The following is a 17,798-nucleotide window of genomic DNA, read 5'->3' as shown; positions in this document are numbered from 1 at the left end:
GTAACTCAAAGATACTTTTTGAATTCTTGTAGGTATCATCAATATTATTACTTTTAAAAGAGTCTATAATATTTCCGACGGTAGGACCCAAAAGCAGTACAAGCAAATATTTTAAGACTGCAAATAAGATATTGGCTATCAATGAAAAAAATATATAGGATGCCACGAAAACAACAGTAATTCCAACAGTAAGGTGTGACCATTCAAAGGTCAGAAGGTTTTGTTGGAACGCGAAAGTAAGCCCGTAATCAATTGCTAAAATAAAAGTGAGTATGTAGAATGCATCTGGACCATTTTAAATGTTTTTTCATTTAATGCTTCTATTTCAATCATCCTTTCTTCATAAAATCTTTTGGTCGTATAGTAATACATAACGAAATGCTCTGTCAATGTATGAGTTTAATAAGTATAATAAAATATGCTATAAAATTTTAAAATTCGGCAAAAAGAGATGAGTAAGCTGCGGTAAAGGTTAGGAGTGGTTTTGATGGAGTTATTCTGTAATTACGACTTGCGAAGTGTGATAGAAAATCAGCATCAGAAGCTTAATCGTAGAATTGAAAGATATACAAATGACGAAATTATGGCTAATGATCTTGAGATATTAGCGGACAATTGTTTTGAGGAATTTAAGATTCCTGCTGTGGAAATTGGTGATGAAGAATTCTCCCAACGAAGCATTATTCAGAGGAAAATACAACAGTTCATTGAGCCATTCTTTCGAAGCATGTACCAGAAAGAATATGTTGAAGTCGATGGAATAGTAGCCAATTTTTATTTTCCATATACTGGCGAAGCCGATTTATTCAAATGTAGAGCATCAACATATTCTGTATCTGGCTATCCTGAGATTGAATTATCAAAAGGCTTTATTGTGTTTACTTATCAGAAGGCATTATCCGAGATGCAGAGCCAAGAAGATAAAGAAAAGCTCTTTGCTCAGTTAAACCGTGATCTCTCATCAATCAAAAGTGGCATCAGTTATGCGAACAACGATGTAAACGAATTTAACAGAAATTTGAGAGCTACAGCATTAAAGAAGTTACAAGAAAGGAAGCAAAAAGTCGAACAGTTTTTTTCTATTTCGCAAATGTTTGAAGTTCCTCTAAAAAAATCTGATTTTGCAAACACTCATATTCCAATGCAACGTAAAATTGTTCCCATTGCTAAAAGCTATAATAATGCGCAGGCATATTGTATTTCAGACGCGGAATATAAATTTATTCTGGATATTATTAAGCATAATGGCTGTACTTATGAGCGTACACCATCCTCATATAGATCGATACACGAAGAAGATTTTCGTAATACTCTATTAGCTGCTTTAAATGGAATGTATCAAGGTGGTGCTATGGGAGAGGCTTTTCGCAACAAGGGTAAAACTGACATTTGTATCGAGAAAGACAACAGAGCTGCTTTTGTTGCAGAATGCAAAATGTGGACTGGACAAGGGGGAGTGGAGGATGCAGTCAATCAGCTTGACAGCTATCTTACGTGGCGTGACTGTAAAACTGCTTTGATATATTTTGTTCGGAATAAGGACTTTATGAGGGTTCTATCAACTGTACCGCAGGCATTACAAGCGATTTCATCAATGCGTCAGGTTAAAGTGATTGATAAGAACGAATTTGACTGCTGTTTTATTTCTGCTGCTAATCCCGGCCAACTAATAAATATTCGAGTGATGCTGTTTAATCTTTATTCTGCTTAGCAAAGAGGCTATGGCTAGTACGAGCCACTTATTGGTACAGCGAATTTTGACGGCGAAAGGGAGCTGTGATTGTACGTATAAGAAAATAAAAGCCGCCATCATCAAATGAAGACGGTACTGTGTAAAACTAGCAGCAGAATTTTATTCTTATCACCTGGAAGAATATGCTATAATAGTCGTACAGGCTGCTCGGGGGACGGTTAGCCCCTTCCTTTTAGGAAGGGGGTGGTAAGATGACTATTTATGAAGCACTGACATTTGCTGTCGCATTTGCTACGCTCATGGTATTGGTCACAACCAAAAAGAAATAACCGCCCCTGCTCAAAAGTGAAGTGACCCCAAAAAGTTAGACAAAAATAATTAACTAACCGAGGACTGTAGCCTATACATAATGGGGCTAAGTCCTTTTAATTTATTCCTTATGCGGAAATGGTTGTAATAGTATATATACTTATGAACTTCATCTATAAAGTGCTCTACGCTCTCAAAATTTTGCAAATATAGTAACTCTGACTTAAGGTGCCCAAAAAAGTTTTCCATTACTGAATTATCAAAACAGTTGCCTTTTCGAGACATGCTCTGTGTAATCTCTTTTGATTCTAATAGCTCCTGATAGCGTTTTATTCGATAATGCCATCCTTGGTCGGAATGCAGTATAGGTTTTGCTCCTGCAGGTAGTTTAGCAAAAGCCTGTTCGAGCATACTTTTTACCAAAGCAAAATTTGGTCGCTTTGTAATAGTATAACTCACTATCTCGCCATTAAAAAGATCTAAAATTGGGGATAGATAGAGTTTCTGGCCAAATAAAGAAAACTGTGTGATGTCGGTTACCCATTTTGTGTTTGGGCTAGTTGCATTAAAATCACGTTTGAGAATATTAGGTGCTATTTTACCTACAGCACCCTTATAAGACCGGTATCTTTTTATTCTTACGAGGCTCTTTAGTCCCAGTGCACCCATCAGCTTTTGCACAGTTTTATGATTGATAGTATATCTAGTACGGAGCTCAAACGTTATTCGCCGGTATCCATACCGTCCTTTGTTAGCTTGCCATATCTCTAATATTTCCTTCTTAATTTGAGCATATTGATCGGGCTTGTTTATGGATTTTAAGCAATAGTAGTATGTGCTCCTTGCCATGCCTGCTATTTTAATCAGCTCTGATACTGGATGTTTCTGCCCTAGTTCATATACTATTGCTGCTTTTTCTTTCGCGCTGAGCTCTTCTTTTGATGAACCAGGGCATTTAACTTTTTTAAATACTCGTTTTCCATTCGGAGCCGTTGGACTTCTGCTATCAAATCTTCTTCAACTTGCTTGTCTAGTATTTGACTGCCCTCTAACACTGCATGGACACGTTTTTTCTTATTAAGTCCCGCACGACCTTCTTCTAAGTAGATCCTTTCCCATTGGGCTATTTTTTTAATATTAACCCCGTAAATCGCCGCCGTTTTCTCATAGCCCAGCTTATTTTGGTGCATATCTTCAATTATTTTTTGCTTGAATTCGCCTGTAAGATGTGTCCGGTTGCCGCTCTTCCTATTTAGGCCTTCATAGCCTTCTTCCTTATAAACACGTTCCCATTTTTCTATCATTTGGGGATTCAGGTCATAGATGTCTGCTGTTTCTTTATAATTCCGCTTGTTTTCAATCAGATCATCAATAACAGCTTTCTTAAATTCTGCAGAAAAGGTTCTATGCTTTTTGCCCTGTTTATTTTCTTTATATAGTCCTTCAACGCCATTGTCTATATAGGTTTTCTCCCAACGCGCTACCATTTTATCGTCAATGTCATATTTTCTTGCTATTGCTTTATAGCCTGGTTGGTTTTTCAGTAGATCTTCTACTACTGTCTGTTTAAATTCTCCTGAAAAATTCCTTCGTTTTCTTCTAGACACAGAAATGCACCCCTTTTCATTATACACGACTTTCATCGTGTCTAACTTTTGGGGTGCATTTCAAAGCGGCGGTTATTTCTCAATAACTAACGAACTTGGGCTAACCGTTTTCCGGTTAGACAGCCTGTGGGGCTGGCGTGCTTGCAACACGTCAGTCCTTTTCTTATATTATACCCATAGATTGTAAAATATGCAACCGAAATACAGTGGGTTTAGACTTTCTTTGATTATGCGATGTTGCTGACAATTAATCGGATACTTAACCCGGAATTCGGTCCGGCAGGAAGTCCTAGGTGAGTATCGATGCCGATATTAGAACGTAGGTCATTGAGCAAGGCAATAGGATCGACTGCTTGTCCTAATTTGCTTTGGGAATCAGGGCGAGGATTGGATACTTCTTTTGCCCGATACACTTCAAGTGCGCTTTGTTCGTCAATCGCCCGTCTGCAAAGCGCGCGTATGTAATATCTGTTAAATTCACCTTCGGCAAGCATTTCATGGGCATTTACCGGGACTTGTGCATTGGTAAATCCCTTTTTGGTTCGTCGTTGCTCAAAGGCCTTCAAGCACCCGGTTCTAAGGTTTGCGGCCAAGGAGGCATCATTGCCGGTGGTAATTGCCTGTTGCAAAATCTCCGGATATTGTTTGATTCCAAAATCATTTAACCGAGCACTGAGGTATACTGTTTTGTTATTAAGATCAAATTGCAGTTCTTCCAACATCATAGCTCTTGTTTTTTCGTCAAGATCAAAAAAATTAAGTGCCATAAAAATAATTCCTCCATTCCCAATTTAGATTTGTTAATAATTCATTTCGAGATATCTTAGTAATCACCTTTGCATTATAGAGAAAACTCATTAATATTTGTTTAAACCAGGCAATAATATTAAACTCTATTTAGAAAGGTAATTTCACTATAATAATAGAATAAATGACGATATGTAATATTTTGGATTATTTTGGTAATTTGATGGGGATGAGCGAAGTGGCGATAAACTTTGTTAAAGTAGCGGATTTCTTACAGGAGGACTATCCGAACTTAGAAGTTTGTATGGGCAATGGTACGCCGATACATGTCTTTCAGTGGCAGTGCGAGGGGACTATTTCCATTCATCAAGACAGGGGAGTGAAGTGTGAAGATCCCGATTTTATTGAAAAGGCCCGTCAGTTTATAACTAAAGCAAAAGAGATGCATGCAGGTCTTGTTTTAACACCAGAGTATTCATTTCCGTATGGAATATTGGATGAAATAATAGACGACAAAAATAAATGGCCGGAAGCTGAAAAGCTTTGGTGTTTAGGAACTCAAGGAGAATCGCGCGTTTGATAAACATAACGCGCCATTTGATTTTTTATATCCAAGCTGCCAAACTTCGACATGTGATAAATGCAAAAAAAGTGACTTCTTTTTTGGAACACTTTTTGGTCATTTTGAAGAAGGCGAGATAGAAAGCTCGGATGAAAGTGTTGCTCGAATGTTGGTCGGAGCCGATGATAGCGAAGATGTTGAGAGAGGTAAGAAATTAGGATTGCTTCTTGAATTGAAAAGAAATCTTGAAGCAGGCAATTTTCCTGAGGTGTTATATTATTTTCAGGATAATTGTCAACTTCAGGTGCATGATGAGTTTCCGGATCAAGGGAAAAAAATGATCAACTTATTTCCGGTGAATACTCCGGGACACTCGTATCCCGAAGCTCTTGTGGTAATTACAGATAAGACAACGGAAGAAGAGGTCGAGGAATTACTTACCCACCTTTCATCAAAGTTGAGTAAAGATTATCGGGATCAAATATTGATTTATTATAAACCTGTAGTGGAAAGCAGTTTCAAGTACTACGACAAACATTTAATAGGTACGGCTTACACAAATCCTAATTACAGTGATGGTTGTGCATCAATAAAAAACCCTAGAATCAGCAAAGAATCGTACGGGGGATGAAGTGATGAGACTACAGGATATTGCTCAAGCGGGAGATTTAAAGATAGTTGATGAAAAGTCGATTGCCTTTGAAGGTATGGAATTCTTATGCGTGACGGCGGAAAAAGAATGTTTCGACGATAGCCTTTCAAACGTTATCGAAATATTTCTTAGTAGGTTTGACGGAACTAAATGTCGGAGAGTTTAAAGGCAAGCGTGGATACGAGAAGTTTACTCAATTTCAACATAAATTAATGGCAAAAATATATTTTCAATCCAAGAGTGATTTAAAGTGGAATTTTTATTTGATTTTTGTAATTGATGACAAAGAGTTTTTACAGGACATCCCGATTGCTGATATTGAAAACGATGAAAACTTTGCTAGAAAGTATTTTTTTAGTGGCAATGAAGCGATAGAATTCTTGAATCGAGGTAAGTATGTTAAGCCCGTAATAGACGGTTCAGCACCTGCAAATCCGGTTTCAGAATGGACTGCAATTCTTGAGACTGTTAAATTGACGGGAGTACTATACAATGACTATGCTTCTACTCCTGTAAATGACTATATTTATAATAATGTTCCTTTTAATGCGAAACAGGCGACAGCAAATTTACGTAGGAATTTAAATTCTACTACTAACGAGACTAAATTCGATCACATATGCGAAGTTGATATTGCAAAATTTCGGCCTCATTGCTTTGGTCCCAATGAAAAGTTCCGGCCGGTTCTTGTAAATTTATTGCATGGCTCAAATGGGAGCGGAAAGTCTTCTATTCTTGAGAGCATCGAACATGCTATAACCAATAGTGTCAGAAAATTAGAGGACTTTAAGGATACTGTTAAACTACCGACAATAGCAATTAGTGGAGTATCCAAGGATGGCCCGATAACCCTTCGTTCGAATAAGGCTGTACAGAAGTGCAAGGAACTTGATAATGCATGGTATGGGACACCTATGGGCAGAGGTACTTGTGCTTTAAATACAAATTTTAATCGTTTCAATTGTTTTAATGCAGAAAGTGCTTACAAATTTGCACTGGAAGAAAGTAGAGACGAAAGAAAGCACTACGATATGTTTACGAACCTCTTTTTTGATAACAGTATATTGGAGATGCAAAAAAGATGGGTAAGATATGAAAAAGAGTTTATCGAACATAAGAAAAGGCTAGAAATAGATCGAACTAAAATAGCAAAGAAATTAAGTGATTTAGAATACAATGTGCAAGCTTTTATGAACCCAAGCACGAATAATTCAGCTTTTGAACTTAAAGAGTTATTAACCCGAATATCATTCTCGGATAACACCGAGATAAACGAAAAAGAAGATTCAAATTATGAAAAAACTCAGGCGCATTTAAAGAACTTGGCTCCGATCGCCGGTCGATTGAAGTCTAATCTAGAGAGAGCCCAAATATTTACTTTCCAGAAGGTTTTGGATCGTAAAAAAATTTTAGAGGCTGAAGTCTCCAAATTACGGAATGATTTACAATTAAACCAAGATAAAATTTCAAAAGAAAAGAAAAAAACGGAAGAGAAACATATCGATATTAAGCGATTAAAACAAGAGGATATTCAACAAGAGAATCATATCCGAGATTTAAAAGAAGCTTTGAATATGTGGCAGAAAGTAGAGTTTGTTATTACTAACCGGGCAAGGGTTGAAGAGTATCAAAATTTAGTTGAAAAGTATAAGAGATTACAGAGTACGGAAAAATTAATACAAAAAATCAATATAGAGTATCCGACGATTCAAACTATGAAGCCTAATGATGTTGAAGGTTGCTCCGAAGAAGAAATGTTGGAGATAAGGAAAAGTCTTCAATCTAGGAAGGATAGGCTAGCCGAAGTAAATCATCTTATAAATGAAGCAAAGAAAAACGTAGATAAATATCGTCAGATGAAGCTGCAATTGAAAACTATTGCAACAAGTCTAATTTTATCTGAAAAGAATAATGATCATAAGTGTCCGTTGTGTGGTAACATTCATGAGAGTCAAGAGATACTTATTAATAAAATTAATGGGATTTTATTAGAATCTGAGGACGATCAGTTATTTTTAACATTGGAGAGTCAGAAAGATTCATTATTAAAGGATATAAACGATTTTGATTTGCTGCTGAAGGAATACAACGTAAAGCAAAATAATATAAGAAAACTTTTTGAGGCGGCTAAACTTGTAAATAGTGAAATAAGAAATATTTCGCTAGATAAAAAGCCGTGTGAGATATTGGAAGAGGTTCAAAAGAATCTGATTCTGGCAATTGAGCAAATAAGAGAGCTGGAGAATATACAACGGAGTATTAATGTATATTCGCTGGAAGGATATAATGATAATGCTATATTGGATGCCAAAGCTTTTATAAGTTCAAACCCTTATTATTTGCGTTATGATGAAACTGGTAATAAAGAAAGCAGCTTTCGTGCCTATTTATCTGTAATTATTCAAGAAGAAGAACAACGAAAGGTTAAAATTAAGGAAGCAATCGATTTAGCCAACAGCGATATTGAGGGTAGTATAAAAATAATTAGCTTATTAAATTCGGATGGAATACAAAATCGCATTAATGAGCTTTTACGAGAAACAGATATTTTTTTGGAAATGGTTAATGATCATCAAAGGTGTAAGGTATATTTTAATATTGCGCATGATAAAAATCTCCTAACTTGGGCCACTGATCTGGATAATGCATTAATTAAGCTAGAAATACATTTAAACTATATACATACAAGTAAGCTGATTCAGCGACAAAAAGAAGAAATCAATAAAGATAAGGAAGAACAAAGAAATCTTGATCTTTGTTTACAGCGATGCAACAAAGCGGTAGATGCTTTTAAAGGAATGCCCAGACTAGATGAACGGGTGAAAGATTTCATTGAAATAAATAAAGCAAGCATTGAATATTTCTTTAAAGCGCTTCATATGCCGCGGGAGTTTGTAAGTCTTAGCTTAGAACGGGATGAAGCCGGAGATAGGCTTATTGCAATACGTGGGGTGGATAATAAGCCGATTAGAATTTATCAGATGAGCACAGGTCAAAGGACTGCTTTGGTGCTTGCCGTGTTGTTTACATTGCATCTATCGGCGGTAAATGCGCCTGAATTCTTGATACTTGATGAACCGGTAGCTAATATGGATGATCTTCATTTAATGAACTTAATCGACATATTAAGAGAGTTGGCTTTGCAAGGCATCCAAATTATTTTTACTACGGCAAACCCAACTGTTGCCGGATTATTTAGACGGAAATTTAGTTTCTTCGGTGAAGCTTTTAATCATTTTGAACTTATAAGATCAAACAATGAAATTACGCGCATAACTACATACAGCTATACGCCGGACAAAGAAACGGGGGAAATTTTGAAGCCGGTTTCCTAATACGAGCTTTGAGCACCACTTTCCCATATTGATCGGTGCATGTAAAAAAAAACACCACAATAGTGTGGTGGTAATACAAAGTTATACTGTGGAAAGTCCATATGATATGGATACAGACTTATTTTCACGAAGTAAAGAAAAATAGTTATTAGTTAGTTGTTGTTTAATCTAAATGGAATATATAGGCTCCGAGATTGTCAGAGACTGACAACAATTTTACAACAACTACGCTAAAAAGTACTGTGACGCTCCGTGATGAAAATCCAGCAGTGACAAATATCCATGGCGTTTTGAAACGTAATATGGAGTCAAACCTTGACTACGAATCAAAAGGTCGCAGGTTCGAATCCTGCCGGGGTCGCCATAGATATTTCAAGGGTTTTACGATACTTTCGTAAAGCCTTTTTTATCGTTTTTATAGCAATTTGACAACAACGCGGGGGAATTGCTTTTTGTACATTTTCATTATGTTGACGCCGTTTTCCGAGAGCCGTAATGGATATCTTGGCCGGTTTGGAATAATCAGGAGAATATTTACAGAATGACCAATATCGCTAATAACAGCAGCACGCCTATAGGCGTGTTGCTGTTATTTATAAGGAATAATTTTTTATAGTTTTTAAAAATTAAACAGTACTATTCTTACTTGGTCCGCCGCTCGTTTAGAGAACCGGGATGCAGCCATCAAGCAAGAAAATTATGTTTTCTAGAATGAGTCAATATGAATGCTGACATGGGTATTCTTAATTGCTAACTCTAATTCGGATACGATGAATTCTCCCAAAGCATGAGATTCTTTGACTGTCACATTTTTATCCAGTGTCACGTGCAGATTAATATACGTTTCGTGTCCTGCTATTCTTGTTTTAACATCGTGATAATTGATAATTTTTCCTTGAAATCTCTCCATAATCTCTTCGATTTTTAGGCGGTCGTTTGGGGACAGTCCTGCATCCAGTAGTGGTATTAACGCATTTTTGGATAGATACCAGGCTTCTCTAGTAATAATCAGAGATACTATAATGGCAATAATCGGATCAAAGACAGGTATTCCCGTTACTTTCATCAGCAAGATGCCAATGGCTACACCGGCAGAAGTATAAACATCGGCTTTCAAGTGGGAAGCATCCGCCGCCAAGGCTGCGGAATTTTCTCTTTTAGCAGCTTTATACAGATATGCTGACAGCAGGGCGTTAACTATAGCGGACAAGATCATTACAACGAGTGCAAGAAACGTATCTTCCGCTTTGACCGGAAAAATTATTTTTAGTACAGCTTCTTTCATTATGATCATGGAAGCGGCAAGCAACAGTATGCCTTCCAGGAGAGCGGATACATTTTCAAATTTTCCGTAGCCAAAAGGGTAGGAGTCATCTGCGGGGCGTATAGACAGGCGGATGGCAAAAAAGGTAATCAGGGCCGACAGCAAATCCATTCCCGAATGTATGGCTTCCGATAGAATACTGACAGAGCCGCAGTAACTGGCAGCCATTACCTTGGCGGTAATTAACAGACAATTGGATAGAATGGTTAGTGAGGCGGCTATGGTTTTAGTCGGTTGTTTTGAATAAAAAATAGGTTTACTCATAAGGAAACACGCTCCAGATTTAAGATTGAATGAAAACTACCGAGGATTGCCATAGCCGTTCACTCAAATGAAAGAAGTTAACAGGGAGGCGGGGGCTGATTTTTTTCGCAATCCTTGCAGTAGCCGTATGCATATAACTGGTAATCAGTAACGGAAATACCGTCCACATCGTTTCGACCGGCATTGAATGTATTCGCGCAAATTCCTTTCATTTCTACTACTTTGCCGCAGGAGATGCAAATGAAATGATGATGGTGGAGTGCATGGCAATCATTGATTTCATACCGGTGACGGCCATCGCCAAAATCCAGTTTTTGCACGATGCCGAGAGAACTAAGCAGTTCCAGCGTTCGATAAACGGTAGCCAAGCCGATAACCGGGTGTTGCCGGTGGATAATTTCATACACGTCTTCGGCACTGGGATGCTGATCCGTATATTTGCTGATGGTGCGGAAAATAATCTCCCGCTGCCAGGTCAGCTTATATTTACCATTGAATTTTTCTTGTAAGACAGAAGTGTTCATCGGTCGATTAGTGAGTCCTCCTTTAAAAGTGATTAGGATGCTTGTTTTGGCTCATTGTTCATACGGATAAAGAACGAAGCCAGTAAGCCGAAGCATAGGCAAAGAGCCAAGGCCAGGAAGGTGAAGAAATAGCTGCCTGATTTCAATATGTTCAACGCAAGAATAGGGCCGATGCTGGCACCGGCAAAGAGAATAAACGTATAGGCGGATACGGCGGCACCTCTTGCACTTCCTCCCAGCCTGCCTATAAGGGCAATGAGCGTGGGGGCGGCGATAGCAATTCCGGCGACAAAGAGAATACTGGAGACAATGATTAATAGCGAATTTGCGCTGATACCAAGCAGCAGCAGCCCAATGATAGCTATCAGCAATCCACTACGCAGGACGGGTAAAACTCCATACTTTTCCACTAACTGCCCGGCATAAGGTGACAGCAGCATACCGATGATTCCCATAGAACGGACATACAATATCTGCTGGGCGGTAAACCCAAACAAAGGACTGCTCAGATAATTATTTAACGCAGTGTACATGCCCACGAAGGAAAGAAGAAGTGTTAAGGCGATTGTATAGGAATAAAGTAAGGATTTTTGGGTTAGAATCGTTCCCATTTGTCTGAATATCGCAGTTGTACTTGTATTGGCATGTGTAACAGGACTCTTGGGAATGAACCACAAGATCAAAAAGGCGGTCACCACATAAATAATACCCAGAAGATAACATACAAGATTCCATCCATAATGCTGGCTGATGTAACTGCTGAAGATCTGGCCGGTAATTCCAGCCATCAGAAATCCTGTACTGATAAAACCAATTGTCGTTACCCGCTTTTGCGGCGGAAATACTTCTACAGCATAAGCGAGAGCTACCGGCGAAAACGTTGCTGCTGCCGCTCCCTGGAGGGCACGGAATAGAATCAGCCAGGACAGATCGGTAATTAAACCCATCAGCAGTGAAATTACTGCCAAAATAGATAGTCCTGAGAGAATAACAGTCTTGCGGCCAAACTGGTCGGATAGTGGCCCGTAAAAGAGGCAGCCAATCGCAAAGCAAAAAGAAAAGGAGCTGCTGGTCCAGGCTGCCTGGGTCGGCGTGACCTTAAAAATATCTGTGAAGGTTGTGATCAAGGGAATTGTGATGTAGAGACTCGACATAATTACCAGACCGGCCCAGAATAAGACGCCTGTCATGAGCGAATAATTTTTTGATGGTTCTTTTATTGGGTTTGCTAGTTCTTTCAAAGTAAATCCTCCTATCGAAAAGAATAAAGTGATTAATCCAATGTAATAATGATTAGCTAAGCTAATTATTAGGGGTAAAAATAAAGACTAGACCAGCTCCTCAATCATTAACAAAAAGTTAGCCAGGCTAATTAAAAAAATAAAAAATCGTGTTAATTTTATGTTCATAGATTGATTTTTATTAGCAAATGAACCAAACAAGTGGTCTCTTCATCTGTTAGGGAATATCTTTGCCTAAGATTTCAGCGTATGAAACAAAGTGTGCATTAGTCTGCCAAGCCAGCTTCCCGGTTTGTGGCGGTGATGTGAACGACCGCAGTTTACACATTTGTCCGGGTCAATCTGATACTGTGGACTGTTCTTGCTGATGGCGCCGGCAGGACAATGCCGCCGGCATTTGCCACAGCACCGGCAGGCACCGGTGATATGATAAGCCATGTTGAACACTCCTTTCGCAATGATTTTGTAGAGAGAGACAAAAAGTCTTAGTCATCGGAATGATGGCCTCTGCCATGGGAATGGTGGTGGCAGTGATGATCGTGATGGCCATGATGTCCGTGATGATCGTGCGAACCATGATGACCAGGGTGATGATCTTCGGTGTTTTCCATTGTTTCCAGACTGGCGTTTACTCTATCAATGAGAGCGAGCAGTTGTGATTGTTCTTCAGCGGCAAGGCTTTTAAACAAGGCTGCCGTTACGTCATGGGTAGAGGCGGTTGATTGGGCAGCTGCCTGCTTACCACTTTCCGTCAGGGATATCCGCATGATGCGCTGATCATTTTCATCCTGCCGGCGGGAAATCAGACCCGACTGTTCCATGCGCAGCAGCATTTCCGTCATGGACGAAGGGCGGACATCAAGGATCTCGGCAATATCCCGCTGACTGGCATCATTAGTCTGGGCGAGAATGGACAACACACGGGATTGGCCGCGGTGAAATTTATGACCCTCTTTACCGCCATGAGCGATTCGATGCTCCATGCGATGGATCAGGCGGCTCAAACGGGATAGAGCGTAATATAATTGATCGGTAGTATTTGTTGGCATAGTATATCAACTTCTTTCTGTTTTTTTATTAGGTACCTAACTATATTTATACTATACATTCATTGGTGAAACATGTCAATGAAAATATTTAGGTACCTAATAAAATATTGGGGGAGTTGAGGAAATCGGAGATATGTCCATGGCATGTCTTTTTTTGACGCTTATTTTAAACTTAATATTTAGGGGAAGAATTACCTATGTTAATATAACGTGGGTAATTTTTTTTATTTTTTACTCACGTTATATTGATATGGGAAGTAATTACCCATATAATGGAATGAAAGGGGGCGATACGATGCAAGATAGCACGTTAAAATTTTTACCGCCTGATATTGACCTTGAGACTAAAAAAGTTTTAAAACAGCTGGTTAGATCACACAGAGCACTGGCGGAGTTAAAAGGCTTTGCCGATACGATGCCTAATAAGAACATTTTCCTCAATGCAGTGACTATTAATGAGGCGAAGGATAGTTCCGAAATAGAAAATATCATAACCACTCACGATGAATTGTTTAAGGCTATGTCCCAAGCAAATTATCATAACTCCGCGGCCAAGGACGTTGTAAACTATCGGACGGCCCTGTGGAAGGGGTATGAGCTCGTCAAAACAAAAAAAATGATGACCACGAATATGATTGTTGAAATTCAACAAGACATTGAGAAAAATCGAGCCGGTATCAGAAAGTTACCGGGAACGGTTTTGCAAAACCAGACCACAGGTGAAGTGATTTATATACCGCCCAGTAGTGAACAAGAAATTCTTGCACTCATGTCAAACCTGGAAAGATATATAAATGATGATTATGATGCGATTGACCCGCTGATCAAACTGGCAGTAATTCATTACCAGTTTGAATCGATCCACCCGTTTTATGATGGGAATGGACGCACCGGCAGAATCATAAATGTTTTATACCTGGTTCTTAAAGAGCTGTTAGACAGTCCCATTCTATATCTTAGTAAATACATCATACGTAACAAAAGCGCCTATTATCTGCTACTACAGGAAGTACGGACAAAAGAGGCTTGGGAGGAATGGGTTCTTTTTATCCTGGATGGCATTGAGCAGACAGCCGAAGAGACATTATTATTGGTGAAAAAAATTAATGCAGTGGTGGACAAGACTGCAGAAGACATAAAAAATACGCTGGCGCGGGTTTATTCAAAAGAACTGGTGGAGCTGTTATTTTATGAGTTTTATACCAAAACGGCTTACATTGAAGCAGGTCTTGGCGTTTCGCGCAAGACAGCGGCTGCTTATTTGTCGGCTCTAGAAGAAGCTGGTTTCCTTGTATCGCAGAAAATTGGCAAGGAGCGAATTTATCTCAACAAGCAATTATTTGAGGTGGTTCAGGCGGCAGGGACCTAAAGGGAGTTCGGGTAATAATATTTTGTAATTCGGAATGATGGACCGTAGTGTTGGATGAAAATTTTCAATTAACTTGAGATATAAACAGAGATGGCAGAAAAAAAGATACAGGATACGTTTCACTTTTGCAATTCTTATTTATTTGTTGTCTGATATATAATACTTATTCCTTCTGCTCATCAAGTTATAAAAATACTTGCACTAGAGGACATAAGCATATGGATGAAACCAAATATTTGACGTTTTGAAACGAAAAACGTACATTCCCGAAACGTTTGAGAGAATTCTCATTAAAATTATTGATAAAACCCCGGATACCTGAAAATAACAGTAAGTCCGGGGTTTTATCATTTCAGAAACTTAATTTGTGTTGGAAGCTAAAGGTTTCGCATTTTGCACGTGTAAATAGCAAATCTCAATGGTTTTCACAATAAAGCGATCTTTTTTATTATTACAGTTATTTCTTCAGCTTTTTGTTTTTGGAATTAAGCAGTAAGATAAAACTCCTAGCATAGCAAAGATATAATAAATGATGGAAAAAGGAATATTCAAGTCGATTAGCCGTCCGGCTAATGCAGGGCCGAAGGCTCCGCCCAGAAGATAAAATAGTGTAAAAATACCCATGCCCATACCAAGCTCTGATACAGACAGCGTTGTTGACACTAAATTTCCACTGGCAGTCAAAAGGCCATTAAACGCAAGCATAAGAATAATGACTACAAGGGCATCGACCCATGGTGGCAGGCTGGTAAACAGACCCAGAAGAATAAATCCGCCGATAAGGGAGTATTGAGAAATTTTAAGAATCCATGAACTCCCATAATGATCGGTCCAGCGGCCAATAGAAGATCCGAGAATTGCAGCAGCAGCGGCACCTGGCAATATAAGTATGCCAATTGTACCCGACGGCAAGTGAAAGGTGTGCTTCATTACTAACGGCAGTAGAAAGAATAATCCAGTATTACATACAAATGTAAGAAAGCCTATCCCCAAGATACGCAGGAAAGGAGCATTTCTTAGGAATGATGCTTGCATAAAAGGCTGGGGTGTTTTTTGAATATGAATAGCAAACCATGCAAGAAGTGTAGTGCTGATAAAAAGGTATAGCCAATGCATCGTTACGCCTAACAGTATACATGTCAATCCTGCCGAGAATAGAACTGCTCCGAAAATATCGAAGGACCTTCGGGTGTGTTCCAGGTCTGGGACGTACTTGAGGATAAGAAGGATAACCAAAAAGCTTGCACCCGATACCAGAAACAAGGCATGCCAGCCGGCGTATTGCTCGATAAATCCGCCAAACACAGGTCCGAACCCGGATGCAAACGCAATGGAGGCGGACAGCGCGCCAAGAGCTTGCCCTCTGTTTCCCGGACCAAAATATACGGTTGCAAGTGCATAGGAAAGAGGGGAAATGGCTGACGCGCCTGCTGCCTGTAACAGTCTGCCACCGATTACCTGCCAGTAGGAAGTTGCCAAAAAGCCAACAATAGAGCCGCTGGCAAAAAGAAATAATCCAATGACATACAAATGCCGAATAGAATAAGACTCTGTTAATTTCCCATACGTTCCGGCTCCAATTGCCATCAAAATACTATAACCGACCATTACCCAGCTCACCTGCGAGGAAGTGAGTGTAAAGGACGCGGCAATGGATGGTATTGCCAAATTGAACATTGTTATATTCATATTTCCAAATAAGAAAAGCAAGCAAAGTATGCCAATTAGTTTGCGGTCACTTTTGGTTAAAGAGATAGATATACTGTCCATAAGAAAGATTTACCTTAGAAGAATTCGGGGAATGTACGCCAGGTTTCTGTTTGCGATTTATCATGACCCCTTCCTTTTCAGGAGGGGGGTGGTAGGATGACTATTTACGAAGCATTGGCATTTGCGGTTGCATTTGCCACGCTCATGGTATTGGTCACGACCAAAAAGAAATAGCCGCCCCTGCTCAGATGGCGGCTATTTCTTAAATAACGTCAACTTGGGCTAACCGTTTTCCGGTTAGACAGCCTGTGGGGCTGGCGTGCTACCAACACGTCAGTCCTTTTCTTATATTATACCCATAGATTGTAAATTATGCAACGGGCCGGGAAAAAATCCTGGTCTGCCGGTCTCACTTTACTTGCAATTCACTCGAAAAGAGCTATAATTAGAAATAGGTGGAAATTAAAGAGTCGCCGTGACCCGGAAGTGCGGGAACACTCCCGAGGCACGAGCAGGTGGCAACAGCACCTACACGTAACAGTCAAGCTGTCCACGACGACATTTTTATTATACAACGCTGCCCGCTTGAACACAAGCGAGGCGCAGCGTGTGATAGAGATGCCGGTAGGGTGGGAGCAGACTGCGCGATTTCATGCAGCAAATGATTGAGCCTATCCCTTTAAACCATTAACGGAAAGGCAAGCATTCGCTTACATATTTCTCGACGCTTTTCTGTTGAAACCGGTTATGTTCCGGTTTATTGGTATTGGGATTTAGCAGATGATGAAGCCAAGCGCATGTGTAGGGGTAAAAGCCTCGCATGCGCTTTTTAATTTCCCCTATAAAAAAGCTGGCGGCAGCGCTAACGTGTATGCCACAGCCTAAGTATAGGGGGCTTTGTGGTGTTAAACAGTATTTTAAACCAAGCGTTTGAACAGTATGTCTTTGACAGAGTGGATAATATCCTCAGTATAGCCGGTGTTGCTGATGCAAAATACAGGAAAGCAGTGAAAGAGGCCGACTCTGTACTATCACAGCTTATGGCAATTGCCCGCGAACTGGAAGCGCAGCATCCGGAACTGCTTCGGCTGGTTATGGAGTATGAGGCCGCCACTACGCTTGAATCCGGATTAGCCGCTGAAATTGTTTATCGGGAAGGTATTCGGGATAACTGCAGCATACGTCAAGAAGTCGCCACTTTTATGCAGAAGCAATTTTAAGGTTATCAGTTTATCTCTTCACTTACTAGCTGCTAATAAACAAGGCGATGTCAGGAGATAAGGAGCGACAGGAATCATAACGAGTTATCAAGTCCAAGTTTATTGGTGAATAAAGGCCAAAGGGGAGTCAGGTGTGTATGTGCCTGTGGGAAAAATAGCAATGCCATCGACGAATGTGCCGATGGCATTGTT

Annotated in this window: 15 protein-coding genes, 1 tRNA gene and 1 pseudogene; 8 read left to right on the top strand and 9 right to left on the bottom strand. The window is 39.6% G+C overall.

Annotated features, from left to right (window positions below; all coding sequences use genetic code 11):
* Positions 1–487 precede the first annotated feature (487 nt).
* Entirely contained in the window at positions 488–1,711 is a 1,224-nt protein-coding gene (locus SRRS_RS17910) for a hypothetical protein (RefSeq protein ID WP_371362451.1), read from the top strand.
* A 360-nt stretch (positions 1,712–2,071) separates the two neighbouring features.
* On the opposite strand, the gene SRRS_RS17905 is transcribed toward SRRS_RS17910, so the two are convergent.
* The 3 genes and pseudogenes from SRRS_RS17905 to SRRS_RS17895 form a co-directional block, all read right to left on the bottom strand.
* Positions 2,072–3,462 (bottom strand): IS3 family transposase gene (locus tag SRRS_RS17905; protein ID WP_371369870.1). Its coding sequence is split into 2 segments (ribosomal slippage): positions 2,072–2,949 and positions 2,949–3,462, totalling 1,392 coding nucleotides; the frame shifts between segments, so codons are not numbered across the junction.
* A pseudogene (locus SRRS_RS17900) lies at positions 3,436–3,645 on the bottom strand (transposase); the annotation flags it as partial. The gene SRRS_RS17905 and the pseudogene SRRS_RS17900, both read right to left, overlap by 27 nt.
* Positions 3,646–3,836: 191 nt before the next feature.
* Positions 3,837–4,376: a hypothetical protein gene (locus SRRS_RS17895; RefSeq protein ID WP_371362450.1), complete on the bottom strand. Its 540-nt coding sequence runs from the start codon at positions 4,374–4,376 to the stop codon at positions 3,837–3,839.
* A gap of 182 nt (positions 4,377–4,558) precedes the next feature.
* Between SRRS_RS17895 and SRRS_RS17890 the strand changes: the two genes are divergently transcribed.
* From SRRS_RS17890 to SRRS_RS17870, 5 genes are all read left to right on the top strand, one after another.
* A complete protein-coding gene (locus tag SRRS_RS17890; RefSeq protein WP_371362448.1) occupies positions 4,559–4,936 on the top strand; it encodes a hypothetical protein in 378 nt (125 codons plus the stop codon).
* A 148-nt stretch (positions 4,937–5,084) separates the two neighbouring features.
* On the top strand, positions 5,085–5,549 hold the full coding sequence (locus SRRS_RS17885; protein ID WP_371362447.1) for a hypothetical protein: 465 nt from the start codon (positions 5,085–5,087) through the stop codon (positions 5,547–5,549).
* A 1-nt stretch (position 5,550) separates the two neighbouring features.
* Positions 5,551–5,736 (top strand): hypothetical protein, encoded by a 186-nt coding sequence (locus SRRS_RS17880; protein ID WP_371362446.1) that lies wholly within the window; start codon positions 5,551–5,553, stop codon positions 5,734–5,736.
* The gene (locus tag SRRS_RS17875; RefSeq protein ID WP_371362444.1) at positions 5,708–8,905 is read left to right on the top strand and encodes an AAA family ATPase; all 3,198 of its coding nucleotides are present in this window, start codon (positions 5,708–5,710) and stop codon (positions 8,903–8,905) included. The genes SRRS_RS17880 and SRRS_RS17875 overlap by 29 nt, the downstream gene beginning before the upstream one ends.
* 284 nt (positions 8,906–9,189) lie before the next feature.
* A tRNA-Ser gene (locus SRRS_RS17870) sits at positions 9,190–9,269 on the top strand.
* A gap of 342 nt (positions 9,270–9,611) precedes the next feature.
* Here SRRS_RS17870 and SRRS_RS17865 read toward each other — a convergent pair.
* The 5 genes from SRRS_RS17865 to SRRS_RS17845 all read right to left on the bottom strand — a co-directional run bounded on the left by SRRS_RS17865 (position 9,612) and on the right by SRRS_RS17845 (position 13,241).
* On the bottom strand, positions 9,612–10,493 hold the full coding sequence (locus SRRS_RS17865; RefSeq protein WP_371362443.1) for a cation diffusion facilitator family transporter: 882 nt from the start codon (positions 10,491–10,493) through the stop codon (positions 9,612–9,614).
* 77 nt (positions 10,494–10,570) lie between these two features.
* Positions 10,571–11,017, bottom strand: coding sequence for a Fur family transcriptional regulator (locus SRRS_RS17860; protein WP_371362442.1), 447 nt, complete (start codon positions 11,015–11,017; stop codon positions 10,571–10,573).
* A gap of 32 nt (positions 11,018–11,049) precedes the next feature.
* Positions 11,050–12,258, bottom strand: a complete 1,209-nt coding sequence (locus SRRS_RS17855; RefSeq protein WP_371362441.1) for an MFS transporter — start codon at positions 12,256–12,258, stop codon at positions 11,050–11,052.
* 234 nt (positions 12,259–12,492) lie between these two features.
* Positions 12,493–12,696, bottom strand: a complete 204-nt coding sequence (locus tag SRRS_RS17850) for a hypothetical protein (protein WP_371362440.1) — start codon at positions 12,694–12,696, stop codon at positions 12,493–12,495.
* A gap of 47 nt (positions 12,697–12,743) precedes the next feature.
* Complete coding sequence (locus SRRS_RS17845) at positions 12,744–13,241, bottom strand: MarR family winged helix-turn-helix transcriptional regulator (protein WP_371362438.1); 498 nt, start codon at positions 13,239–13,241, stop codon at positions 12,744–12,746.
* 361 nt (positions 13,242–13,602) lie between these two features.
* On the opposite strand from SRRS_RS17845, the gene SRRS_RS17840 reads away from it, so the two are divergent.
* Positions 13,603–14,676 (top strand): Fic family protein, encoded by a 1,074-nt coding sequence (locus tag SRRS_RS17840; protein ID WP_371362436.1) that lies wholly within the window; start codon positions 13,603–13,605, stop codon positions 14,674–14,676.
* A 465-nt stretch (positions 14,677–15,141) separates the two neighbouring features.
* On the opposite strand, the gene SRRS_RS17835 is transcribed toward SRRS_RS17840, so the two are convergent.
* Complete coding sequence (locus SRRS_RS17835; protein WP_371362434.1) at positions 15,142–16,446, bottom strand: MFS transporter; 1,305 nt, start codon at positions 16,444–16,446, stop codon at positions 15,142–15,144.
* An 842-nt stretch (positions 16,447–17,288) separates the two neighbouring features.
* On the opposite strand from SRRS_RS17835, the gene SRRS_RS17830 reads away from it, so the two are divergent.
* Positions 17,289–17,606: a hypothetical protein gene (locus tag SRRS_RS17830; RefSeq protein ID WP_371362433.1), complete on the top strand. Its 318-nt coding sequence runs from the start codon at positions 17,289–17,291 to the stop codon at positions 17,604–17,606.
* Positions 17,607–17,798 lie beyond the last annotated feature (192 nt).

This window comes from Sporomusa rhizae (genome assembly GCF_041428845.1).
GTDB lineage: Bacteria > Bacillota > Negativicutes > Sporomusales > Sporomusaceae > Sporomusa > Sporomusa rhizae.
Note: the sequence above shows the minus strand (reverse complement) of the source record. Positions and strands in the feature narration are given on the sequence as shown.